The sequence below is a fragment of the Pseudomonas benzenivorans genome (assembly GCF_024397895.1).
Taxonomy (GTDB): domain Bacteria; phylum Pseudomonadota; class Gammaproteobacteria; order Pseudomonadales; family Pseudomonadaceae; genus Aquipseudomonas; species Aquipseudomonas benzenivorans_A.
The window spans coordinates 4,621,264-4,639,364 of record NZ_CP073346.1; the positions used below are offsets into that span (position 1 = coordinate 4,621,264).

General features: G+C 63.9%; 15 protein-coding genes. 4 read left to right on the plus strand and 11 right to left on the minus strand.

From position 1 onward, the window contains the following. Positions 1-9 precede the first annotated feature (9 nt). Together hyi and gcl are read right to left on the minus strand one after the other, a co-directional pair. A complete protein-coding gene (gene hyi, locus KDW96_RS21475) occupies positions 10-792 on the minus strand; it encodes a hydroxypyruvate isomerase (protein WP_255838235.1) in 783 nt (260 codons plus the stop codon). 58 nt (positions 793-850) lie between these two features. Beyond that, positions 851-2,626 (minus strand): glyoxylate carboligase, encoded by a 1,776-nt coding sequence (gene gcl / locus KDW96_RS21480; RefSeq protein WP_255838236.1) that lies wholly within the window; start codon positions 2,624-2,626, stop codon positions 851-853. A gap of 116 nt (positions 2,627-2,742) precedes the next feature. Between gcl and KDW96_RS21485 the strand changes: the two genes are divergently transcribed. Then, positions 2,743-3,648, plus strand: a complete 906-nt coding sequence (locus KDW96_RS21485) for a LysR family transcriptional regulator (protein WP_255838237.1) — start codon at positions 2,743-2,745, stop codon at positions 3,646-3,648. A 159-nt stretch (positions 3,649-3,807) separates the two neighbouring features. After that, complete coding sequence (locus KDW96_RS21490; protein ID WP_255838238.1) at positions 3,808-4,248, plus strand: GlcG/HbpS family heme-binding protein; 441 nt, start codon at positions 3,808-3,810, stop codon at positions 4,246-4,248. Positions 4,249-4,316: 68 nt separating this feature from the next. On the opposite strand, the gene KDW96_RS21495 is transcribed toward KDW96_RS21490, so the two are convergent. Next, positions 4,317-4,961, minus strand: coding sequence for a TetR/AcrR family transcriptional regulator (locus KDW96_RS21495; RefSeq protein WP_255838239.1), 645 nt, complete (start codon positions 4,959-4,961; stop codon positions 4,317-4,319). Positions 4,962-5,185: 224 nt separating this feature from the next. Between KDW96_RS21495 and moaA the strand changes: the two genes are divergently transcribed. Next, entirely contained in the window at positions 5,186-6,181 is a 996-nt protein-coding gene (moaA, locus tag KDW96_RS21500; RefSeq protein ID WP_255838240.1) for a GTP 3',8-cyclase MoaA, read from the plus strand. Between the two features lie 76 nt (positions 6,182-6,257). Next, the gene (locus KDW96_RS21505; protein WP_255838241.1) at positions 6,258-7,076 is read left to right on the plus strand and encodes a substrate-binding periplasmic protein; all 819 of its coding nucleotides are present in this window, start codon (positions 6,258-6,260) and stop codon (positions 7,074-7,076) included. 59 nt (positions 7,077-7,135) lie between these two features. Here KDW96_RS21505 and KDW96_RS21510 read toward each other — a convergent pair whose 3' ends face one another. The 8 genes from KDW96_RS21510 to KDW96_RS21545 all read right to left on the minus strand — a co-directional run bounded on the left by KDW96_RS21510 (position 7,136) and on the right by KDW96_RS21545 (position 18,052). Beyond that, positions 7,136-8,497 carry an NCS1 family transporter gene (locus tag KDW96_RS21510; RefSeq protein ID WP_255838242.1) on the minus strand — a complete coding sequence of 454 codons (1,362 nt, stop codon included), beginning with the start codon at positions 8,495-8,497 and terminating at the stop codon, positions 7,136-7,138. 114 nt (positions 8,498-8,611) lie between these two features. Then, positions 8,612-9,349, minus strand: a complete 738-nt coding sequence (locus KDW96_RS21515) for an aspartate/glutamate racemase family protein (RefSeq protein WP_255838243.1) — start codon at positions 9,347-9,349, stop codon at positions 8,612-8,614. Between the two features lie 482 nt (positions 9,350-9,831). Next, positions 9,832-11,310, minus strand: coding sequence for an NCS1 family nucleobase:cation symporter-1 (locus KDW96_RS21520; protein ID WP_255838244.1), 1,479 nt, complete (start codon positions 11,308-11,310; stop codon positions 9,832-9,834). A gap of 438 nt (positions 11,311-11,748) precedes the next feature. Continuing rightward, positions 11,749-12,621, minus strand: a complete 873-nt coding sequence (locus KDW96_RS21525; protein ID WP_255838245.1) for an outer membrane protein OmpK — start codon at positions 12,619-12,621, stop codon at positions 11,749-11,751. Positions 12,622-12,710: 89 nt separating this feature from the next. Beyond that, positions 12,711-14,183 (minus strand): nucleobase:cation symporter-2 family protein, encoded by a 1,473-nt coding sequence (locus KDW96_RS21530; protein ID WP_255838246.1) that lies wholly within the window; start codon positions 14,181-14,183, stop codon positions 12,711-12,713. Between the two features lie 278 nt (positions 14,184-14,461). Next, a complete protein-coding gene (locus KDW96_RS21535; RefSeq protein ID WP_255838247.1) occupies positions 14,462-16,012 on the minus strand; it encodes a cation:proton antiporter domain-containing protein in 1,551 nt (516 codons plus the stop codon). 188 nt (positions 16,013-16,200) lie between these two features. Then, positions 16,201-17,499 (minus strand): urate hydroxylase PuuD, encoded by a 1,299-nt coding sequence (locus KDW96_RS21540; RefSeq protein ID WP_255838248.1) that lies wholly within the window; start codon positions 17,497-17,499, stop codon positions 16,201-16,203. 49 nt (positions 17,500-17,548) lie between these two features. Then, positions 17,549-18,052: an ureidoglycolate lyase gene (locus KDW96_RS21545; RefSeq protein ID WP_255838249.1), complete on the minus strand. Its 504-nt coding sequence runs from the start codon at positions 18,050-18,052 to the stop codon at positions 17,549-17,551. Positions 18,053-18,101 lie beyond the last annotated feature (49 nt).

Here is an 18,101-nt window from a genome sequence, read left to right on the forward strand (position 1 = left end):
TAGTGGGGCTCAGATTGCGTTGTGCGCTTTCATCCAGCCGAGGCCAGCAGCGGTGGTGGTGGCCGGCTTGTATTCACAGCCGATCCAGCCCTGGTAGCCGATGCGGTCCAGGTGTTCGAACAGGAAGCGGTAGTTGATCTCGCCGGTGCCTGGCTCGTTGCGGCCCGGGTTGTCGGCCAGTTGCACGTGGTTGATCGCCGCGAGGTTGCCTTCCACGGTGCGCGCCAGGTCGCCCTCCATGATCTGCATGTGGTAGATGTCGTACTGCAGGTACAGGTTGTCACTGCCGACCTTGTCGCGGATGGCCAGGGCCTGCTTGGTGTTGTTCAGGTAGAAGCCGGGAATGTCGCGGGTGTTGATCGCCTCCATGACCAGCTTGATGCCGGCGGCGGCCAGCTTGTCGGCGGCGAACTTGAGGTTGTCGACGAAGGTCTGTTCGACGCTGGCGCAATCGGCGCCCTGCGGACGGATGCCGGCCAGGCAGTTGATCTGCTTGTTGCCCAGTACCTTGGCGTAGGCGATGGCCTTGTCGACACCGGCACGGAACTCCTCGACTCGGTCGGGGTGGCAGGCGATGCCACGCTCCCCCTTGGCCCAGTCGCCGGCCGGCAGGTTGAACAGCACCTGCTCGAGGCGGTTGGCGTCCAGGCGTGCCTTGATCTCCTCTGCGGAAAAGTCATAGGGGAACAGGTACTCGACACCGGTGAAGCCGGCTTCGGCGGCGGCGGCGAAACGGTCCAGGAAGTCCACCTCGGTGAACAGCATGGACAGGTTGGCTGCAAAGCGGGGCATGGGATGCTCCTTCAAATGGTCGGGTAGGGCCCGAAGCGACTCCGGGCACAGTTACGGGTCAGTCGAGGGCCATGATGCTGGTCGGCGCGTCTGCGCGGCTGCTGGCCAGTTCCTCGAACTCGTTGATGGCGTCGATCTCGGTGCCCATGGCGATGTTGGTCACCCGCTCGAGGATCACTTCGATCACTACCGGCACCTGGTGCTCGGCCATCCAGGCCTCGGCCTGCTCGATGGCCGGACGCAGTTCCGCCTGGCTGCGTACGCGGATCGCCTTGCAGCCCAGACCCTCGACCACGGTGATGTGGTCGACGCCGTAACCCTCGATCTCATCGGCGTTGATGTTGTCGAAGGCCAGCTGCACGCAGTAGTCCATGTCGAAGCCGCGCTGGCTCTGGCGAATCAGGCCGAGGTAGGCGTTGTTCACCAGGATGTGGATGTACGGCAGCTTGAACTGCGCGCCCACGGCCAGCTCCTCGATCATGAACTGGAAGTCGTAGTCGCCGGACAGCGCGACGATCTTGCGCTGCGGGTCGGCTACCCGCACCCCCAGGGCCGCCGGAATGGTCCAACCCAGCGGGCCGGCCTGGCCGCAGTTGATCCAGTGGCGCGGCTTGTACACGTGCAGGAACTGGGCGCCGGCGATCTGCGACAGTCCGATGGTGCTGACGTAGCAGGCATCCTTGCCGAACGCGTTGTTCATGCACTGGTAGACGCGCTGCGGCTTCATCGGCACGTCTTCGAAATTGGTCTTGCGCAGCAGGGTGGTCTTGCGTTCGCGGCAATCGGCGGCCCAGGCGCTGCGATCCTTCAGCCGACCGGAGGCCTTCCACTCGCTGGCCACCTGGACGAACAGCGCCAGGGCGGCGCCGGCATCGGAGACGATGCCGTAGTCCGGCGAAAAGACCCGGCCGATCTGGGTCGGCTCGATGTCGACGTGCACGAACTTGCGATCTTTTGTGTACACCTCGACCGACCCGGTGTGCCGGTTGGCCCAGCGGTTGCCCACGCCCAGCACGAAGTCGGACGCCAGCATGGTCGCGTTGCCGTAGCGGTGGCTGGTCTGCAGGCCGACCATGCCGGCCATCAGCGGGTGGTCGTCGGGTATGCAGCCCCAGCCCATCAGGGTCGGGACCACCGGTACGCCGACGATCTCGGCAAACTGCTGCAGCAAGGCTTCCGCACCGGCGTTGTAGATGCCGCCGCCGGCGACGATCAGCGGGCGCTCGGCCTGGTTGAGCATCTCCAGGGCCTTTTCGATCTGGGCCCGGGTGGCGCTAGGCTTGTAGGCCTGCAGCGGCTGATAGGTCTCGACGTCGAACTCGATCTCGCCCATCTGCACGTCGAACGGCAGGTCGATCAGCACCGGGCCGGGACGGCCCGAGCGCATTACGTGGAAGGCCTGCTGGAACACCCGCGGTACCAGGGCCGGCTCGCGCACGGTAACGGCCCACTTGGTGACCGGCTTGGCGATCGACTCGATGTCGACGGCCTGGAAGTCCTCCTTGTGCAGGCGCGCGCGCGGCGCCTGGCCGGTGATGCAGAGGATCGGGATGGAGTCGGCGGAGGCCGAATACAGGCCGGTGATCATGTCGGTGCCGGCCGGTCCCGAGGTGCCGATGCACACGCCGATATTGCCGGCCTTGGCGCGGGTGAAGCCTTCGGCCATGTGCGAGGCACCCTCGACGTGACGGGCCAGAATGTGGCGAATGCTGCCGTCGGCCTTGAGTGCGGAATACATCGGGTTGATCGCCGCGCCGGGCACCCCGAAGGCCACTTCAATGCCTTCCTTACGCATTACCGCAACTGCGGCATCGATTGCTCTCATACGCGCCATGATTAAATCCTCCAGGCTTTATTCGATATTTTTTGTACGTGGCCGAAGCATGCCGTCCGCGTGGTTATGGGGTAAATTGCAGGTCTGTTTATTTCTGTCGATATCTGAGGTATCGAATGGACCGTCACACCCTGCTGCACAGTTTTGTTCTGGTGGCCGATCACGGCAGCTTCGCGGCTGCCGCCCTGGCTGAAAGCGTGACCCCTGTGGTGATGGGGCGGCGTCTCGATGCCCTCGAACGTCACCTGGGGGTCAAGCTCATGCATCGCTCTACCCGAGGCCTGTCGTTGACCGACCTGGGCGAGCAGTACCTGGAGCGCGCTCGCGGCTTGCTGCGCGACTTCGACGAGGCCGACGCGAGCATCACCCACGGTGGCCATTCGGTCAGCGGCCACCTGGTGGTTTCGGCGCCCGCGGCTTTTGGCCGGCGCCACATCGCTCCGCACGCGCCGGCATTTCAGGCGCGCTACCCGGAGCTGAAGCTGTCGTTCAATCTGACCGACAGCGTCGTCGACCTGGTGCGCCAGGGCTACGACATGGGAATTCGTATCGGCGAGGTCACCGACCCTAACTACGTGGCGATCAAGTTGTTTCCCAATCGCCGCGTGGTGTGCGGTGCACCTAGCTACTTTCAGCGCCATTCGGCGCCGCAGACCCTGGAAGACCTGGCCCAGCACAACTGCCTGGCGTTCAACCTGCAGGGGGGGCAGCAGCGAGGCTGGACCTTCCTGCGCGACGGCAAGCAGGTGGCGGTCAAGGTCTCCGGCAATCTGGACTGCAATGATGGCGAGCTCCTCTACAACTGGGTGAAACAAGGCCTGGGCATCGGCTGGCGTTCGACCTGGGAGATCCAGGCCGAACTCAAGCGCGGGCAACTGGTCACCGTGCTCGATGAATTCGCCCTTCCGGCTTACGACATCCAGGCCGTCTATCCCCAGCAACGCTACCTCCCGGCCAAGGTGCGGTTCTTCATCGATTACCTGAAGGCGATCTACAACACGCCGGGTTACTGGGAAAACTGAAGTGCGATAATGTATACAAAAGATTCATCTAAAATGTAAACAATAAAATTATCTTTGTGTACAGTTATTGCGTTCCTGTGCCCGGGTCGTCCTGCCATCTCGGCGGCGTCGCGGGGAGTCGACAGGGTTTCGGATCGTCAGCCTGAGAGAGGACAACTCATGAGTACCTTGAACCTGCATACCGCCACCGCCATCAGCAACCGGGCCCTGGCCGTCGGCCGCGAGCTGTCGGCGGCGCCTCTGACCGTTGCCGTGCTGGACGCTGGCGGTCACCTGATCTGTCTGCAGCGGGAGGACGGCGCGAGCCTGCTGCGCCCGCAGATCGCCATCGGCAAGGCCTGGGGCGCGGTGGCCCTGGGCAAGGGCTCGCGGCTGATCGCCGCCGATGCACAGCAGCGCCCGGCGTTCATCGGTGCAGTGAATGCACTGGCCGACGGCAAGCTGGTACCGGCGCCGGGGGGCGTGCTGATTCGCGATGAGACGGGTCAGGTAGTCGGGGCCATCGGCATCACCGGCGACACCTCGGACCTCGACGAGCAGTGCGCCATCCGGGCGGTAGAGTCCCTGGGGCTGACGGCCGATGCAGGCATCGCCGGGTAGGGGAAGGAGGCGGGGCGGCGAAGCCGTCCGCTTCGCGCGCAGGCGGGTTCTGCGCCGCGGGTGCGGCCCTAGCGGGCCGTGACCTGCTCGGAGGGGCTGGTGGTGCTCGGGTCGATTTCGCAGCCCTTGATCACCAGGCGGATGATGGTCTGCGCGGCGGCTTCGTAATCCTCATCGCTGAGGTTGGCCTTGCCGGTGACGATGGAGATCTGCCAGTCGAAGTCGGCGTAGGTCTGGGTGGCCGCCCAGATGCTGAACATCAGGTGGTGCGGGTCGACGGGCGCCATCAAGCCCTGATCGATCCAGCGCTGGATGCAGGCGATGTTGTGCTTGGCCTGGGCGTTGAGCTCCTCGGCCTGCTCCGGCGCCAGGTGCGGGGCGCCGTGCATGATCTCGCTGGCGAACACCTTGGAGGCGAAGGGCAGTTCGCGGGAGATGCGGATCTTCGAGCGAATGTAGGCGGTGAGCACCTCGGCCGGACGCCCTGGCTGATTGAAGGGCTCGGAGGCGGCGAGCAAGGGCTCGATGATGCTTTCCAGCACCTCGCGGTAGAGGTTTTCTTTCGACCTGAAGTAGTAATAGACATTGGGCTTGGGCAGTCCGGCCTTGGCGGCGATGTCGCTGGTCTTGCTCGCCGCGAAGCCCTTGTCGGCGAATTCTTCACTGGCCGCGCGCAGAATCAGCTCTTTGTTGCGCTCGCGAATGCTGGTCATAGGCCCTTTCGATATCCTTGTGTCGCCCGGCGCCGGGCGGCGGGTCGGCATGGTAGCACCGGCCTCGCGCAGGGCTCAAGCCGCCGGCTGGCGGGCCTGTCGGTGAATTACCTGACCATGCGGTCAATTTACTGTATACAAAGTGTCATTTTTCTGTTTCCATCCTGGTCCAGGCAGTTCATGACAAGAAACGTCTCGGCTCCTTGAGCACCAGGAGACTCGCTGTGCACAACTCCCAGCTGGTCGACCCCTTCGGTCGGCGCATCACCTACCTGCGGCTGTCGGTCACCGACCGTTGCGATTTCCGCTGCACCTACTGCATGAGCGAGGACATGGTCTTCGCCCCCCGCGCGCAGATCCTCAGCCTGGAGGAACTCTACGCCGTGGCCGATGCCTTCATCGATCTGGGGGTCAAGCGCATCCGCATCACCGGCGGCGAGCCCCTGGTGCGCAAGAACCTGCTGAGTCTGCTGACTCGCCTGGGGCGACGCGCCGAGCTGGAAGACCTGGCCATCACCACCAACGGTTCGCAGCTGGCCGAGCTGGCGCCGCAGCTGCGCGCGGCAGGGGTGGCGCGGCTGAACATCAGCCTGGATTCGTTGCGGCGCGAGCGCTTCGCCGCGTTCACCCGCCGCGACCGCCTCGAGCAGGTGCTGGCCGGCATCGAGGCAGCGCGGGCCGCGGGCTTTCGCCGGATCAAGCTGAACAGCGTGGTGCAGAAAGGACGCAACAACGACGAGGTGCTCGATCTGCTCGAGTTCGCCATGGCGCGCGATCTGGATATCAGCTTCATCGAGGAAATGCCCCTGGGCGAGATCTCCAGCCACAGCCGCCAGGCCACCTTCTGCTCCAGCGACGAGGTACGTCGGCAGATCGAGCAGCGCCATGGGCTGGTGCGCAGCAATCAGGTCACCGGCGGCCCGTCGCGCTACTGGCAGGTGGCGGGCAGCGCGACCCGGGTGGGTTTCATCTCGCCGCACAGCCACAACTTCTGTGGCGACTGCAACCGGGTGCGGGTCACGGCGGAGGGCAAGCTGGTGCTCTGTCTCGGCCATGACAATGCCTTGGACCTCAAGGCCCTGATCCGTCGCTACCCGGGCGACCACGAACGCCTGCGCGAGGCGTTGCTCGACGCCTTGCGCCTCAAGCCCGAGCGCCATCATTTCGCCAACGATGAACAGGTTCAGGTGGTGAGATTCATGAGCATGACCGGCGGCTGATTCGCCCTGCCAGGGCTGTTTGTCGGCCCCTTGCCGCTGCGCTACCCCGATCCCAACAAAAAGAAGGAGGGTTGCTGTGAAGTTCACTCGCGTCTGCAGTTTACTGACGGTTCTGCTCGCCTCCGGCGCCAGCGCCGAGAGCTATGTGATTGGCGTGGAAGAGTTGGCCTTCGCCCCGCACTACAGCGTCGACAAGCAGGGCCAGTACCAGGGCTTTGCCCGCGAACTGTTCGATGCCTTTGCGGCCGACAGCGGTATCCAGCTCAGCTACAAGCCACTGCCCGTGGCAGGACTGCTGCCCGCCTTGCTGGCGGGCGAAGTCGACTTCAAGTACCCGGACAGCAGTCTGTGGGCCCAGGCGCAGAAGGCCGGACAGGACCTGGCCTATAGTCAGCCGGTGGTCAACTATGTCGATGGCGTGCTGGTTGCGCCCAAGCGCCAGGGTAAGCCGCTCGAGCAGCTCAAGCGCCTGGCCATGGTCGATGGATGGACACCCTGGGGCTACCAGGAGCGCATCGATGCCAAGCAGGTTCAGCTGACTTACAGCGACGACCTGCGCAAGATGATCCATCAGGCGCTGAAGCAGGACACCGATGGTGCCTACTTCAACGTGGTAGTGGCCACCCACTACCTCGACAACATCCGTGCCCGTCCGGGTGCCCTGGTGTTCGACCCCGAGCTGCCGCACACCCGCGGCACCTTCCACCTGTCCAGTCTCAGGCATCCCGAACTGCTGCAGCGCTTCGACCGCTTCCTGATCGAGCGGCATGCGGAGGTGGCGGCGCTGAAGGACAAGTATCGGGTCGAGGCGAATCTGGACTCGGAGTACATGGGCATGGAGCAGTGGAAGGTGGACTTCCTGAAGCGGCAGAAGGCCAAGCAGGTGGCGCAGTGAAGCCATACCTGCGCCTGCTGCCGCATGGGGACCGGAATCGCCCATGCGGCAGCGACGGTTCAGCTGCGGAAGCGCTGGCAGGCCGACCAGTGACGCATCAGCAGGTAGTAGGTCAGGCCGGCCGGAACCAGGCTGGCGTACCAGGACACCGAGGACAGGCAAAGGGCCACCGCGGCACCCAGCAGGGAGGCGATGATCGCGGCGTAGTTGACTCCGCGGTAGGGGCCGTTGGCATCGTACAGCTTGCCGATATCCAGCTGGCGCCGGCGGATGATGAAGTAGTCCACCACCATCACGGCGAAGATCGGGCCGAGGAACGCCGAGTAGGTCTGCACGAACATTTGCAGCCCGGCGGACGACTCTTCCTTGACCAGCTCCCAGGGGAAGGTACCGAAGGCCAGCAGGCCGACGATGATGGTCGAGGTGCGGAATGGCAGCTTGAACACGTCCATCAGGATGTAGGTCGGCGGCACCACGTTGTTCAACACGTTGGTGGTCACCTGGGCGAAGGCGATGAACAGCAGGGTGGTCACCAGCAGGGGCGTGTTGTCGACTGCGCTGGAGAACACCTGGATCGGGTCGTTGACGCCGGTCGCGCCGGATACCATCAGGCCGATCAGGCCCATGAACAGGGTGCAGGGCAGAATCGACATGGCATAGAGGGTAGTCAGCAGGCCCGGGCCGCTGCCCTTCTTGAGCTCGCGGGAATAGTCACTGACATTGAGCATCATGGTGCTGTAGATGCCGAGGAACAGCATGGTCGCGCCCCAGAACGGCAGGCCCCAGGTGCCCTCGACGTTGACCAGGTTGGTCATGATCTCGTCACCGTAGCGGTTGATCACGCTGTAGAACATGTAGACCAGCGAAACCAGGATGAAGCCGCTGCCCACGTTCTCCAGCCACTTGATGCCCTGGAAGCCGAACATCGACAGGCCTATCTGCAGCAGCTGGAACACCACGAAGTAGAACACCATGTTGTCGAAGCCCAGCAGCGTCGCCGACACGGCGTTGATCGCCGCCGCCCCGACCCAGCTCTGAAAGCCGTACCAGACGATGGCCGGCACCGCCCTGACCAGTCCGGGGAAGCGGGTGCCGGCGAAGCCGAAGGCGCTGCGCGCCTGCACCATGAAGGGAATGCCGTACTTGTAGCCGGCCGCGCCGTTGAGCGCCAGGGCGATGCCGATGACGAAGCAGCCGATGCCGATGGCCAGGGCCGTTTGCAACAGGTTGAGCGTGCCGACGATGCTCGAGCCCATGGCGAAGGTGCCGATCGACACGCAGCCGCCGAACCAGGCCAGCAGGTAGGACACCCTGCCCATGATGCGTTTTTCTTGCGGCGCCAGTGACTCGTCACCGGCGGGTTTGCTGGCTGCTGGCTGTGCGTAGTCCAGAGCCGGTGAGGCGACAGTTTCGTTGTGCATGGAATGAACCTCGGTACAGGGAACGGCTGGGGTTCCCGCTGTTATTGTTGTGTCGTTACCCGATTCCATCTTCGCAGCGCGCCTGGCCGTCACTGGCCGGCGTTGTGTCGGGCCCTACTGGCCGTGAGAAAGGAATTCGAACTGTCCGCTGAAGGCCTTCGCTCGCGGAAAGTCGAGGTCGCCGAACTTGCTGGTGCCCAGGCCCAGGCTGACCAGCGACTCGGCCAGCTTCACCGCTGCCGTGACCCCTTCGATGATCGGCAGGCCGACCGCTTCGCTGATCTGCGCGGTCAGGTCGGCCATGCCGCCGCAGCCCAGCACGATGGCGCCGATGTTGTCCTCGGCCTTCGCCCTCAGGCATTCGTCGATGATCCGGTCCAGGGCCAGGGCACCGTTATCCTCGAGATCGAGCACCGGAATCTCCGCGGCGCGTACCCGCCGACAGTGGTGGGCGAAGCCATAGCTCTGCAACAGATGCTCGGCAATGATCCCGGTGCGACCGAGGGTGGTGACGATGGAGAAGCGCGTGCTGATCAGCGTGGCCAAGTGGAAGGCCGCCTCGGCAATGCCGATCACCGGGGCGCGGGTGATCTCGCGGGCGGCCAGCAGGCCGGGATCGCCGAAGCAGGCGAGAATGTAGGCGTCGGTGTGCTCAAGCTCCCCGGCGCGAACCTCTTCGATGACGCCGACGGCGCTGATCGCTTCGTCGAAGTGGCTTTCGATCGACACCGGCCCGCTGCGCGGATTGCTCGCCACTATCCGGGTGCCAGGTGCCGCGACGCGGGCGGCGGCCTCGCCGATCTTCTCGGTCATACCGGCGGTGGTGTTGGGGTTGATGACGCGAATCTTCATGGCTGCCTCTTCTTGGTGAGTGGTTGTGCCTAAAGTTGTACACAATATAACTGCAAATGAAAACGTAAAAATTACGTTTGTGGGTACAAAAGTGTCGGAAAATGTGCTAGGAAACTGACCTTGTGGTCAGCTTTGTGTTCTTGTATGAGACATATTCGTATGTAATTCAATGTTTTATATGTAATTGACAAGCTGTCGACAGGCTTCGCCAGAAAGTGGCGCTGGCGGTCTGGCGAGGGGGCAGGGGAGGTAGGTTGGGGCAGGCGATCGGCGGCGAGGCGTACGGTCAGCCTCGCTCTGTGGGGCGGGCAGGCCGCTCCGATGGCAGTCCATGCCTTGGCGGGTGACCGAAAAGGGACGAGCTTTACGATTGCCGCCTTGGCCGCGCGTTTAGCGGGCAGAGGTGACGCGCGCTGCGCGGCGGTCGCAAGTGCAAGGTGCCCTGCCGCGACCAGGGGCGCGGCAGGGCGGGGGCGGGACGGCTAGCTGTGGCTGCTGACGGGCGTGGTGCGCTGCTTGGTGTCGCAATGCTTGCGCATCAGCAGGTAGTGGAATGCCGCACCGAGCAGGGCGCCGAAGATCCAGGAGTAGCCGGACAGGCTGCTCAGCGCGGGGCTCCATACCGAGGCGACGGAGAACAGCGAGGCGACGCCGAAGGCAATCATCGCCTTGCGGTTCCAGCCGCCATCGTAATGGTAGCGAGTGCCCGGTTCGGCGGAGAACAGCTGCTGCAGGTCCAGATGCTGTTTGCGCACCAGGTAGTAGTCCGCGACGATGATGCCGTAGAGCGGCGCGAGTACCGCACCGAGGGTGTCGACGAAGGCGGCGATACCGACGTTGCTGATGAACGAGACCCACAGCGCGCCGATGAAGAAGGCGATGGCCGCGGTGATGAAGCCACCGGTGCGGGCACTGATGTGGGCCGGGGCCAGGTTGGCGATGTCGTAGGCCGGCGGAATGAAGTTGGCCACCAGGTTGATGCCGACCGTGGCCGCGAAGAAGGTCAGTGCGGCGATCACGGTCAGGGTCAGGTTATCGACCCGGGCGACGATGTCGGTGGGATTGGTCAGGGTTTCGCCGAACACCACCACGGTGCCGGCCGTGATGACCAGGGCGATCATCGAGAAGAATGCCAGGCTGACCGGCAGGCCGAGGAAATTGCCAGCGGTCATCTGCTTCTCGTTCTTCACGAAACGGGCGAAATCGCCGTAGTTGATCACCACCGCGGCGAAGTAGGCGACCATGGTGCCGACCACCGCGATGAAGGCCGCCACCGGGCCGGCGGCGTATTCGCCGGTGCCGCGGAAGATGCTGCCCAGTTCGCTGAGCAGGCTGGGGCCGGCCTTGTACCAGATCATCAGCATCAGCGCGATCATCACCAGGTACACCAGCGGCCCGGCCCAGTTGAGGAACTTGGTGATCCAGTCGATGCCGCGAATGAACAGGGCGACCTGGAAGACGCAGACGATGACATAGGAGAGCCAGCCGACGGCGGTCATGCCCAGAAAGGTCGCGCCCGCGCCGCTGGCATTGCCCATCAGCGAGTTGATCAGCAGCGCCACGGCGGTGGAGGCGAAGTAGGTCTGCACGCCGTACCAGAAGATCGCCACGATGCCGCGCACCACGGCGGGGAAGTTGGCGCCGCGCACGCCCATGCTGGCGCGGGCCATGACCGGGAAGGGAATCCCGTACTTGACGCTGGGCTTGCCGGTCAGCTGCACCAGACCCATGACGATGAAGCCGGCCAGCACGATGCCCGCCAATACCGCCCAGCCGTTCAGCCCGTAGGAGATGAACAGCGTGGCGGCCAGGGTGTAGCCGAACAGGCTCTGGATGTCGTTGGACCAGACGTTGAAGATCTCGAACCAGCCCCATTTGCGCTGCGCGGGCGGCAAGGGCGCCAGGTCCGCGTTGTGCAGCGAGGTGTCGATCTGTTTGATGTGGAACTCTTCTGAGGACATGGACAGCTCCTGGAATCTTGTTGTTGGGCGCTCTCTATCGGCGCGTCTGAGGAGGATTGTCGGCACGTTCCGTTCGGATTTCGCCTTTCTGGTCCCAGGGGTGCGTCGAGGCAGCGCCGGGCCGAATGGCGAACAGTGGAAGGATCGTCTGCATGTTGTACACATAAAAAATAAGCTGAACATAAAAAAATACAAAAATGTGCACAAAAAAATGTCTTTGTGGGCACAATAACTTGACTTGATGGTCAGTTTGCTCTCGCGCTTCTCGCGCTGCGCGGCCTGCGAGCCGGCACCAGTCCTGGCTTCTGTCGCGTTGTCGGGTGCAGGCGAGCGCCTTGCAAAGCCTGCCAACCGGCCCAACGAAAAAGCGGGGTCACGCCGTGCGTAACCCCGCCTTGGAAACTGTCCGCCGCCTACCCGGCAGCGGGCCGATGGCCCTTAGAAGTGATACTGAACCAGGGCCTGTACGGCGGTCTGGTCGAAGCCGTCGGTGGACCCGTCGATCGGTTTCATGCCGTACTTGTTGTGCCACATGTTCAGCTCGGTGCCGACATAGAGCTGGCGCTCCTTGCCGAACAGCGCCTTGCCGGCGTCCCATTTGACCTGGATCGAGGAGCCGAGCGAGGTCTGGGTGTTGGCCTCCTTCGAGGGCGAGCGCCAGTCGATGTAGCCGTCGACCACGAAGTCCTGATTGCCGACGGCGAAGGGGTAGGCACCGGCCACGGTCAGCTGGGTGGCGTAGCCGTTGCCGGCGTCGCTGGCCTTGAAGTCGTGGTCGAAGAAGATGTGGTTGTTGATCTTGACCCGGTACAGGTTGGTGTTGAAGAAGGCGAAGCCGGGGACGTCCCAGTCCAGGCCGATGCCGTACAGGTAGTTCTCGGTGCCGGGACCGCCGTTGCCCTTCTCATAGGTGAAGGCCGCCTTGACGTCCTTGAGCGGTCCGACCGAGAGGTCCTGGCCGGTCAGCCAGCTGAGGCTGATGCGTGGCTTGAACTCCATGTAGTAGAAGCTGCTCTTGTCCTTGACCTCGAGGTTGCCGTAGCTGCTGCCGCGGTACTGGACGTTGTCCGCATCCACGTAGTCGAGGAAGTAGAAGACATCGCCCCAGACCCAGCCGCTGGCGTGCTCGAAGGTGTAGGTGGTCTGCGAGCGCTGCTCTTCGCCATTGAAGTTCAGGCGCTGGAAGTTGCTGCCGTGGAGGTAGGTCAGGCTGTTGTCCTGCCAGAACATCAGGTCGCCGGCGTTGGCCTGGTTGCCGGCCAGCAGGCCGGCGGACAGCACGAGGCAGTGGGGAAGGTACTTGAGCTTCATCGTGGTTTCCTCATTTTTAGGACAGACAAGGTTTTCCACCCCGCGCCTGGGCGCGGGGTTGTACGGGAAAGGTTGTGTGGGCGGCCGGCCTAGCTGGGGCGGCTGACTGCGTCCAGGCCGTCGTCGAGCCCAGCGTCCTGGCGGCTCTGCAGCACGCTGTGCAGCTGCGCCTCAGGCTCGAAGTCGCTCTCCTGCTCGGGCTGTTCTTCCGGGAGAAAGACATTGAGCAGGATGGCGCTGAAGGCGCCGATGGTGATCGGTGAGCCGAAGATGTTCTTCAGCGCATCGGGCATCTGCGACAGCGCCTCCGGTACGCCGGCCACGCCCAGCCCCAGGCCCAGGGAGATGGCCACGATCAGTACATTGCGACGGTGCAAGCCGGCCTCGGTGAGAATCTTGATGCCGGCCACGGCGACCGTGCCGAACATGATCAGGGTGGCGCCGCCGAGCACGGGCTTGGGCATCAGCTGCAGCACCGCGCCAACCGCCGGGAACAGGCCGAGCAGGACCAGGATGCCGGCGATGTAGAAGGCCACGTAGCGGCTGGCCACTCCGGTCAGCTGGATCACCCCGTTGTTCTGGCTGAAGGTGGTCATCGGCAGGCTGTTGAACATGGCCGCGACGGCCGAGTTGCAGCCATCGGCGAGCACCCCCGACTTGATCCGGCGCAGGTACAGCGGGCCCTTGACCGGCTGTTTGGAGATGATCGAGTTGGCGGTCAGGTCGCCGGCGGTTTCCAGCGGGGTGATCAGGAAGATCACGGCAATGGGTACGAAGGCCACCCAGTCGAAGCTGAAACCATACTTGAACGGCAGCGGCACGCTCACCAGTGGCACCTCGGCCATGTTGGCGAAGTCCACCTGGCCGGTGAACCAGGCCACGCCGAAGCCCATCAGTAAACCGACGATCACCGCCGACAGGCGCACCACCTGCGACGGGAAACGGTTGAGGGCGACGATGGTGCCGAGCACCAGCGCGCCGAGGCCCAGGTGGTGCAGGGCGCCCAGGTCCGCCGCGCCGAAGCCGCCGGCGATATCGGTCATCGCCACCTTGATCAGCGACAGGCCCATCAGGCAGATGATGGTCCCGGTGACCACCGGGGTGATGACCTTGCGCAGCTTGTTGATGAACTGGCTGAAGGCGATTTCGACGAAGGCCGCGCAGAAACACACGCCGAAGATGGTCGAGAGGATTTCCTCCTCGCTGCCGCCGCGTCCTTTGACGATGAAGCCGGCGCTGAGAATCACGCTGAGAAAGCCGAAGCTGGTGCCCTGCAGGCACAGCAGGCCGGAGCCGACCGGACCGAAGCGTTTGGCCTGGACGAAGGTGCCGAGGCCGGAGACGAACAGCGCCATGCTCACCAGATAGGGCACATGGGCGCCGAGGCCGAGGACGCTGCCGATGATCAGGGTCGGGGTGATGATGCCGACGAAGCTTGCCAGCACGTGTTGCAGGGCGGCGAACAGGGCCGGGGCGAAGGCGGGGCGGTCATCCAGCTGGTAGATCAGGTCGTTGCTACCAGCAGACGGAGCTGTGGCGTTGGGCGTACGAGTCGTGGTCATGTCAGAGCCTGCCAGTTGTTTTTATATGGTCATGGGCTTGCACGAGGCTTCACGGCGCCTCTTCCCGAACTTCAGAAGCTGTCTGTATGGTCAGGATGTGCCGACTATAGCAACTTGACTACATGGTTAAAAACAATTTATTTGCAGATTGTGCACAAATTTCTGGCCGTTGGTCGTCTCGTGATACCGCCGGTGCCCGAGGATTGATCGCGCAGTCGCGCGCTACCAACGGTCTGCAAGGCGTTGGTTAGTGTCTATCTGAAGGGCGCAGGGGGCGGTCAGTCGTCCGGGCGCAGCTCATTGGCGACGTGCTCGGCCAGGCCGGCGCCGGCTTCGCTCATGGTCAGGTAGGTGCGGTCGGCGCCGGCGTCGAGGATGCGCTGGGCGATGTCCTCGTACATGGCATGGGAGGCGATCAGCCCGGGGAATCCCCGTTCGCGCAGCTGGCCGATGGAGATGATCTTGGTCTCGGGGTCATTGAGCGCCAGGATCACCGCTTTGACGCAAGGCATGTCCAGGCGTTGCCAAAGGAACTGGTCCTCGCCGTCGGCGAACAGCGCGCGGCGCCCGGCCTTGTCACAGGCCTCGATGACCACCGGGTCCGAGTCCAGCCCGACCACCTTGAAGCCCTTGCCCTTGAGGTAGTCATAGGCGGCGCGCCCGGTGCGGCCCATGCCCATGATCAGGATCTGCGCATCGCCGAGCGACACCGGCTGTTCGTCGGGGTGGTGGGTATCACGCTCCAGCGGGATCAAGTGGCCGGCGAGGCGCTCGTAGAGCGGGTGGGCGAGGCGGCTGAGGGGCGCGGAGATGGCGAAGGACAGGGCCACGGTGATGGCCAGGGGAATCAGCCATTGCGGCAGCACCACGCTGGCGACTATCAGGCCGAATTCGCTGTAGTTGGTCAGGCTGACGCTGCTGAGAAAGGCGCTGCGCGCGCGCAGGCGAAACATCACGAACAGCAGGAAGAACAGAAAGCCCTTGAGCGGCAGCAGCAGCGCCATGACCACGGCGAAGGCCAGGGCGTCGGCGCCTGGCAGTCCGCTGATGCCGATCTGCAGGAAGAAGCCGACCAGGAACACCTCCTTGATGCTCCACAGTGCGTTGGACAGTTCGATGGCGCGCTTGTGCTTGGCCAGCATGGCACCGAAGGCCAGGGCGCCGAGCTCGGAGCTGAGGCCGAGGGATTCGAAACCGTAGCCGCCGATGACCAGCGCCAGCAGCAGGCCCAGGAGCACCATCAGCTCCTCGTGGCCACTGGCGTCCAGCAGGCGAAACAGCAAGGGCCGCAGCAAGGGCAGGGCGAATACCAGTAGTGCCCAGGGCGACGGCGCATCGCCGTTGGCCAGGCTCATCACCACCAGGGCGATGAGGTCCTGGATGATCAGCACGCCGATCGCCAGCCGGCCGTGAAACGAACGCAATTCGCGCTTGCTCTCCAGTACCTTGGCTGCCAGCACCGTGCTGGAGAAGGACAACGCAACCGAAAGCAGCAATGCCTCGCGCCAGTGCAGCTCGAGGATCAGCACGATGGCGGCGAGAAACAGCAGGCTGGAGATGAAAAAGTGCAGCAGGCCGCCGCCAATCACTTCGCGCCGCACCAGGTTGCTCAGTTTCAGCTTGAGTCCGACGGTGAACAGCAGCAACAGGACGCCAAGGTGGGAGACGTGGGTGAGTATCGAGCTGTCCAGGGGGCCAATGCGCAGGTATTCGCCCAGACCTGACAGGGTGAAGCCGGCGGCGAGGTAGCCGACCAGCGGCGGCAATCCGATGAAGCGCGCGCCCAGGCCCATCACGAACGCGAAGGCGATCCAGCTGGCTTCTAGCATCGGCAACTACCTATCGGCTATCGCGTGAGGGTACTCCCGTCAATTGTAGCGGGCCGGTCCTGGCCGGCTTCGATGGTGTGGCCGAAGCCGCAGTTTGGGGGCGCGCGAAGCAGAAACGGCGGGCCTGTGAACGGCAAGAGCCCGCCATGGGGCGGGCTCTTGCGCTCTTTGGGGCGAGTGGAGTGTCGCTAGTTGATCTGCGCGCCCTTGGCGATCCAGGCGCCGATCAGGTCACGCTCTGCCTGGGTCATCTGGGTGATGTTGCCTAGCGGCATGACCTGGCTGGCGACGGTCTGTGCGTGGATCTTCGCCGCCTGCTGCTGGATCTGCTGCGGGGTGTCGAGCATCAGGCCGGCCGGGGCGCTGCTGAACATCGGGCTGCTCGGGCTGGCCGAGTGGCACACGGTGCAGCGTTCCTGGATCACGCTGTTTACCTTGGTGAAGGCGGCGTCGCCGGCCGCAGCTGCAGCGGGTGCGGCGGGCGTCTCGCTGGCGGCGCTGGCCGCCGGTGCAGGACTTGCCTCCTCGACCTTGGCGACCATGGCTGCCGGTTCGCTGCTCGCCACGGCGACCGGCGCGGCGGTCGGTGCCGGGCGTACCGGCGCGGTGACGTAGGCCAGGCAGATCATGCCGAGGGCCGCGGCCGGCAGGGTCCAGGCGAACCTGTTGCTGTCGTGGCGGGTGTTGAAGTAATGGCGCACCAGCACGGCGAGGATGGCAATGCCGGCCAGGATCAGCCAGTTGTACTGGCTGCCGTAGGTGCTCGGGAAGTGGTTGCTGATCATGATGAACAGCACCGGCAGGGTGAAGTAGTTGTTGTGGCGCGAGCGCAGCAGGCCCTTGGCCGGCAATACCGGGTCGGGCTCGCGGTTCTCTTCGATGGCCTTAACCAGGGCACGTTGCGCCGGCATGATGGTGAAGAACACGTTGCCGACCATGATGGTGCCGATAATGGCGCCGACGTGGATGTAGGCCGCACGACCGCTGAAGATCAGGCTGAAGCCCCAGGCCGCGGCGATCAGCAGCACGAACAGCACTGCGCCGAGCAGGGCCGGGCGCTTGCCCAGGGCCGAGTCGCAGAGCAAGTGGTAGGCCACATAGCCGGCAATCATCGAGCCGAAGCCGATGACAATGGCCATCGCCGGTGCCAGATCGACGCCAGGCTTGACCAGGTACAGGCTCGGGTTGAGGTAATAGACCACCAGCATCAGGGCGACGCCCGACAGCCAGGTGGCGTAGGCCTCCCATTTGAACCAGTGCAGGTTGTCCGGCATCTTCGGCGGGGCCAGCTTGTACTTCTCCAGGTGGTAGATGCCGCCGCCGTGGATCGCCCAGAGGTCGCCGGACAGGCCGTCGCGGGGGTTGCTGCGGTTGAGGTTGTTCTCCAGCCAGACGAAATAGAAGGATGCGCCGATCCAGGCGATGCCGGTGATCATATGGATCCAGCGGATGCCCAGGTTCAGCCATTCAGTCAAATGTGCTTCCACAGTGTGTACCTCTTTCCCAGTGCCGGCGTGCCGGTCCCCTGGGCTTCTCTTATTGGTGGGGGTCGAGGAGCAGTTGCTCTGTCTCGGTAAAGAAATGCTCATCGCAGTTGTTGCCAGAACCACTGCGATCAACCACCAGGAAGTCATCCCGCTTTTCGATCGTCAGCACCGGGTGGTGCCAGACGCCGCGATGGTAATTAATGCCCTGCCTGCCGTTGCTGCGGAAGGCGCGGACCAAGCCTGATACAGGTGCATCGCCAAGTGGCGCGACCACGATCAGAAAGGGGTGGCCGAGCAGCGGCACGAAGGCCTGGCTGCCCAGCGGATGGCGCTCCAGCATGCGCACGGTCAGCGGCATGTCCAGGGCCTCGGCACTGAAGATGCTGATGATCGCCTGATCCTGCGGCTCGGCCGTCTCGACCGTCGCCAGCTTGTGGTAGCGGCGAGTCGACCCGTTGTTGATCATGAAGAACTCGCTGCCGTCGGTTTCGATAACGTCGCCGAAGGGGGCGAAGGTTTCTTTGCTCAAGGGCTCGATGATCAGTTTACGCATGTCGGTCTACTTGTTCTCTGTTGCATGAAGGCCCCCGCAGCCGCAGCGA